Genomic DNA, 5332 nt, shown 5'->3' on the forward strand with positions numbered 1-5332 from the left:
TGTGCACCTCCTCGACGAAGACCTCCTCCAGCAGCACCCGCAGGATCGTCCGCACGTCGAGGTGCCCGCGCGTGAGCGCGAGGTCGACGCGGTGCGCGCCCTGCGGGATCGGGAACCCGGCGTCGGTCACCAGCACGACGTCGGTGTGCCCCAGCGTGGCGAGCGCCCCGGCCAGGCCGGGGTGCAGGATCCGTCCGCTTCTCATGCCCTCTCCTTCGTCCTCGCGAGGAACTCCTCGACCTCGGCGCGCGTCCGGTAGGACGGCACCGTCTCCCAGTGCTGGCAGCACAGCGCCGCCACGACGCCGGCGAAGGCGGCGGCGCCCCGCAGGTCGCGCCCCTCCCCGAGCGCGACGGCGAGCGCCGCGTTGAAGCTGTCGCCCGCGCCGTTGGAGTCGACGACGTCGACCGACGCGGTCGGCACGGCCGTCGTGCCCGCGGCGTCCGCCACGAGCGCCCCGTCCTCCCCGCGGGTGACGACGACCGCCCGCGGGCCGAGGGCGAGCAGCCGCCGCGCCAGCTCCTCGACCGGGGTCGGGTCGCCGGGCGGCAGGCCCAGCGCGACCCGTGCCTCGTGCTCGTTCGGCGTGAGCACGTCCACGGCCGACAGGTCGACGCCCCGCAGGTCCACGGCGGGTGCCGGGTTGAGCACCGTCGGCACGCCGGCGTCCCGCGCGACATCGAGCGCGTGCAGCGCCGAGCCGAGCGGGATCTCGAGCTGGGCCAGGACGACGTCGGCTCGGCGCAGCGCGTCGGCCGACGCGTCCAGCACGTCGGGCAGGAGCCTGTCGTTGGCGCCCTTGTCGACGACGATGAGGTTGCGCCCCCCGGTGTCCTTGACGATGAACCCGACCCCCGTCGGCGCGGTCGGGTCGACCGTCACGCGGGAGTCGTCGACCCCCTCGGCGGCCATGAGGGCGCGGAACTCCGCGCCGTGCGCGTCGTCGCCCACCGCCCCGACGTACGCGACGTCGGCGCCGAGCCGGGCCGCCTGGACGGCCATGTCGGAGCCCTTGCCCCCGTACGTCTCGCGGTACTCGCGCCCGAGCAGGGTCTCCCCTGCCTCGGGCAGCCGGTCGACCGTCATCACGAGAGCCTTGGCATAGCTCCCCACCACCGTGAGCCTCATCGCTCCCCTTCGTGTCGCGTCGTCGTGCGGTCTGCCGCGCGTCCGGTCCGGTCAGTAGGCGTCCGGGTCGCCGACGAGCCCGTCGACGATGGCCGGGCCGGAGCTGGTGCCGACCAGCTCGGCCCCCGCCTCGAACAGGCGCTGCATCTTCTCGAGCGAGTTGACCTTGCCGGACACCTTGACCCGGCAGGGCGGCTCGATGTGGGCAGCGAGCAGGCGGACGTCGTGCTCGGTGGCCTCCAGGCCGCCCTTGCCCCAGCCGGAGGACTGCTTCACCCAGTCGACGCCGGCCTCGTAGGCGATCCGCGTGGCGCGGGCCTTGAGGTCGTCGGTGGGCAGGAAACCGAACTCGAGCATCACCTTCACGGCCACGCCCTCGGCGTGCGCGAGCCGGACGACGTCCTCGACGTCGCGGGCGTAGAGGCCCTCGTCGCCCCCGAGCAGCAGGCCCGGGTGCGGCGGGAAGTCGAACTCGTCCACCCCCGTCGCGACGAGCGCGCGCAGCGCGGCGAGCCGCATCTCGGGGGTGTCGTTGGCCATGGGGAAGTTGAGCGTGGACGCGACCTTGACGCCGGTGCCCGCGAGCACGTCCTTCGCCAGCGGCACCCAGTACGGCGCGATCATCGCGGCGTCGAAGCCGTAGGCGGCGCACGTCTCGAGGTGCTTCGTCACGCCGTCGCGCGTGAGGTCGGGGTTGACGTTCGTGTACTGGATCGCCCGGGCGACCTGCGCCGGGTCGGTGAAGTCGAGGGTCATGCGGTTCTCCTGGGCAGGTGGGAGACGAGTGGGTAGGCGGGTCAGCCCTTGACCGCGCCGGCGGACAGGCCGCTCATGACGTGCCGCTGCATGAGGACGAAGATGAGCAGGATCGGCACCACCGCCAGCAGCAGGGTGGGGAAGACGATCTCGTAGTTGGTCGTGTACGAGGACACGGCCGCGTACACGCCGGTGGTGATGGTCCGGAACGACGACCCGGGCCCGAGGATGAGCTGCGGGCTGACGAAGTCGTTCCACGCGCTGAGCGCGTTGAGGATGAACGCCGTCGCGACGATCGGCTTCATGAGCGGGAACACGATCCGCCACAGCACGCGCTGCTGGCTCGCGCCGTCGATCGCCGCCGCCTCGTCGAGCGAGCGCGGCAGCATGCGGATGTACCCGGTGAAGATGAACAGGGTGAACGGGATCATCGTCGACGACATGAAGAGCACCAGGCCCGGCAGGGTCCCCATGAGGTGCAGCGCCTTCAGCACGAAGATCGCGGGCACCAGGATGATCTGCGCCGGGATGAACATACCCGCGACGAAGAACATCAGCAGCGCCCGGAACAGGACCGTCGGGGTCCGGGCGATGACGTACGCCGTGGGGACGGAGACCCCGATCGCGACGACGTTGCACGCGACGACGAGGAACAGCGTCACCGCGTAGCCGGAGACCACCGGGAAGTTGGGGTTGGTCCACGCGTCCTGCAGGAACTGGGTCGTGGCCGTGGCGGGGTCGAACCCGAGCGGCGACAGCAGGATCTCCTGCTGCGGCTTGAACGCGTTGACGACGACGATGTACAGCGGCACGAGCATCGCGACCGACAGGACGGCGATCGCCCCGTTCCGCAGGGTCGTGCGCGTCCGCGCCGACCGGCTGCCGGACAGGCTCATGACAGCGCCTCCGCTCCCTCTTCGGCGCGCCTGCGCAGCGCGATGATCGTGAACGACAGGATCCCGGCGACGACGATGAGCAGCATCGCCTGCGCGCACGCCAGCCCCACCTTGTTGTTGGCGAAGGACACGGCGAGGATCTCGTAGGCCCAGGTCTGCGTGGCGTCCCCGGGGCCGCCGTTGGTGAGGCCGAGGACGACCTCGTAGACCTTGAGCAGCGACAGCACCGACGTCACGATCGTCACCGTCACGGTGGGCGCGAGCGCCGGCCACGTGACGTGCTGGAACACCTGCACGCGGCCGGCGCCGTCGAGCGTCGCCGCCTCCTGGAGGTCGGCCGGCACGGCCTGCAGGCCCGCCAGGTACAGCACGAGCTGGACGCCGAGCTGGGCCCACACGATGACGGCGATCATCGTGGCGAGCGCCCAGTCCGGGTCGGACAGGAACGGCAGGGTCGACCGGCCCGACCCGGTGAGCAGGTTGTTCACCGCGCCCTGCGGGCCGAGGATCGCCTGCCACAGGAAGCCCACGATGAGGGCCGACAGCACGTGCGGGTAGAACATCACGGCCCGCGCGAACGCGGTGAACGGGGTGGTCCGCCGCAGCAGGAGGGCCAGGCCCAGCGCGATCGCGTTGACGCCGAACGCGCCCACCACCGCGATGACCCCGGTGACCCACAGCGACGAGTGCATGTCGCCCGTCGGGTCGGTGAAGATCCGCGTGTAGTTCTCCAGCCCGACCCACTCGGGCGCCTGGGTCGGGATGCCGTTGTACTCGGTGAACGAGTAGTAGACGGCGTACCCGACCGGCACCACCATGAGACCGATGTAGACCAGCGCCGCCGGGACCGTCATCAGGCCCCGGCCCAGCGCACCCCTTCTCCCCAGCACGCGTGCCGTCCTCGCTCGAGCCATGTCAGCCCGCTGCCTCCGCGTCGTACCAGGCCGTGAGCTGGCCCGCGGCGTCCGCGGGCGACGTGCCCTGCCACAGCCCCTGCGCGACCTCGGTGAACTTCTCGTTGAACCCGGCGACCGGCAGGGCGAAGTCACCCACCGTCTGGTTGCCGGGCACGACGAACGACGGCGCGGCGTCGAGCAGCTCCTGGACCTGCCCCGCGTACTCGTTCGCGCTCGTGTCCAGGCCCTCGCGGTTGAAGTTGTCCATCTCCGCCTGGGTGGCGATCGCGTCCTCGTCCGTCACGAGGTACTCCACGAGCTGCGTGGCGGCGTCCTTGGCCTGCGTCCCGTTCCAGACCATGTACGGGAACGCCATCGTGGCGCCCATCGGCGCGGGCTGGTCGGCGGCGTCGTCGACGGGCGGCGCGAAGACCCCGACCTCGAACTCGGGCGGCGACGCCGCGAGCGTCGTGGTGAACCACGAGCCCATCGGGTAGATCCCGACGTCGCCGGCGATGAAGTTCGCCTCCTGCGTGCCGCTGTCGGTGGCCACGTCGTCGGCGGTCGTGTAGCCGGCGTCGATCCAGCCCGCCACGTGCTCGAACATCGGCTGGAACTGGTCGCCGAGCGTCGAGGACCCGCCGGCCACGGCCTGCTGCCACCCGGGGGTGGTGAGGTTCTGCTGCGGGTGCCAGATCTCCTGCACCTGGACGCCGGTGGCCCACTCGGAGGCGAAGCCGATCGGCTTCTTCACGCCTTCGTCCTGCAGGGCCTTGAGGGCGGCGTCCATGTCCTCCCAGGTGGCGGGGGGCTCCGTGATGCCGGCCTTCTCGAAGAGGTCCTTGTTGTAGTAGAGGAGCGACTGGGCCTGCATGCCCACGCCCACCACGTTGATCGCGCCGTCCGTGGAGTACAGGTCGGCCATCGGGGTGCCCTGCGCCCAGTCGTGCTCCGACAGGTCGAGGATCTCGGGCGCCGTGTCCTCGGTGGGGAAGATCGACTGGATGACGTCGGGCGCCGTGCCGGCCGCGAGCTGCGTCGGGAACGTCTCGGCGACCGACTGGCCGCTCGGTCCCTCGATCTTGACGTCGATCCCCGTCTCCTCCTCGAAGGGGGCGACGAGCTCGTCCCACTTCGCCTGCGTGAGGTTGTCGGTGATGTTCACGAGCATCCGCACCTGGTCGCCGCCGCCCGAGCTGCCGCCGCCGTCGCCGGAGCTGCAGGCCGTGAGGGCGAGGACGGGTACGAGCCCGAGCGCGGAGGCGCCGATCGCCCCGCGCCGAAACCTTGCTGACATCGTTGTCTCCCTGGGTGGGTGCGTCGTCCTCGAGGACGAGGACCACTTGTCATACATGCTACATGTGAGAGGTGGCGTGCCACCAGTCCCTAGCCGAGACGGCCTCGGAACGGGACGGGGCCGACCACGGTGACGTCCGTGGGCCGGTCCGAGCCGTCGATCCGGAAGATCCCCTCGTCCGCGACGAAGAACGCCGGCGGCCCGGGGTACTCCAGTTCCGCCGGCAGCGGCTCCTTGTCCGTCCAGGCGAAGAACGACCGCGCGAACGTGTCGCGGTCCTTGCGGCCGAAGATGCTGAGGTCCCCGGCCGTGTACGGGCTGAGGATGCACCAGTGTGCGCCGTCCTCGGCCCAGAACAG

Annotated in this window: 6 protein-coding genes and 1 pseudogene; all 7 read right to left on the minus strand. The window is 71.1% G+C overall.

The window, feature by feature from the left end:
• Window positions 1-205, minus strand: a 205-nt coding sequence (locus ACFWEK_RS18510) for an RbsD/FucU domain-containing protein (protein ID WP_430554988.1), incomplete at its 3' end; no start/stop codon positions are given.
• Window positions 202-1128 (minus strand): ribokinase, encoded by a 927-nt coding sequence (locus tag ACFWEK_RS18515; RefSeq protein ID WP_430554989.1) that lies wholly within the window; start codon window positions 1126-1128, stop codon window positions 202-204. The genes ACFWEK_RS18510 and ACFWEK_RS18515, both read right to left, overlap by 4 nt.
• 51 nt (window positions 1129-1179) lie before the next feature.
• Complete coding sequence (deoC, locus tag ACFWEK_RS18520; protein WP_430554990.1) at window positions 1180-1884, minus strand: deoxyribose-phosphate aldolase; 705 nt, start codon at window positions 1882-1884, stop codon at window positions 1180-1182.
• A gap of 41 nt (window positions 1885-1925) precedes the next feature.
• The gene (locus ACFWEK_RS18525; RefSeq protein WP_430545717.1) at window positions 1926-2780 is read right to left on the minus strand and encodes a carbohydrate ABC transporter permease; all 855 of its coding nucleotides are present in this window, start codon (window positions 2778-2780) and stop codon (window positions 1926-1928) included.
• Window positions 2777-3670 carry a carbohydrate ABC transporter permease gene (locus tag ACFWEK_RS18530; protein ID WP_430554991.1) on the minus strand — a complete coding sequence of 298 codons (894 nt, stop codon included), beginning with the start codon at window positions 3668-3670 and terminating at the stop codon, window positions 2777-2779. The genes ACFWEK_RS18525 and ACFWEK_RS18530 overlap by 4 nt, the downstream gene beginning before the upstream one ends.
• Before the next feature lie 25 nt (window positions 3671-3695).
• A complete protein-coding gene (locus ACFWEK_RS18535; RefSeq protein WP_430545719.1) occupies window positions 3696-4973 on the minus strand; it encodes an ABC transporter substrate-binding protein in 1278 nt (425 codons plus the stop codon).
• Window positions 4974-5062: 89 nt separating this feature from the next.
• A pseudogene (locus ACFWEK_RS18540) lies at window positions 5063-5332 on the minus strand (hypothetical protein); the annotation flags it as partial.

The sequence above is a fragment of the Isoptericola sp. NPDC060257 genome (assembly GCF_042726645.1).
GTDB lineage: Bacteria > Actinomycetota > Actinomycetes > Actinomycetales > Cellulomonadaceae > Isoptericola > Isoptericola nanjingensis.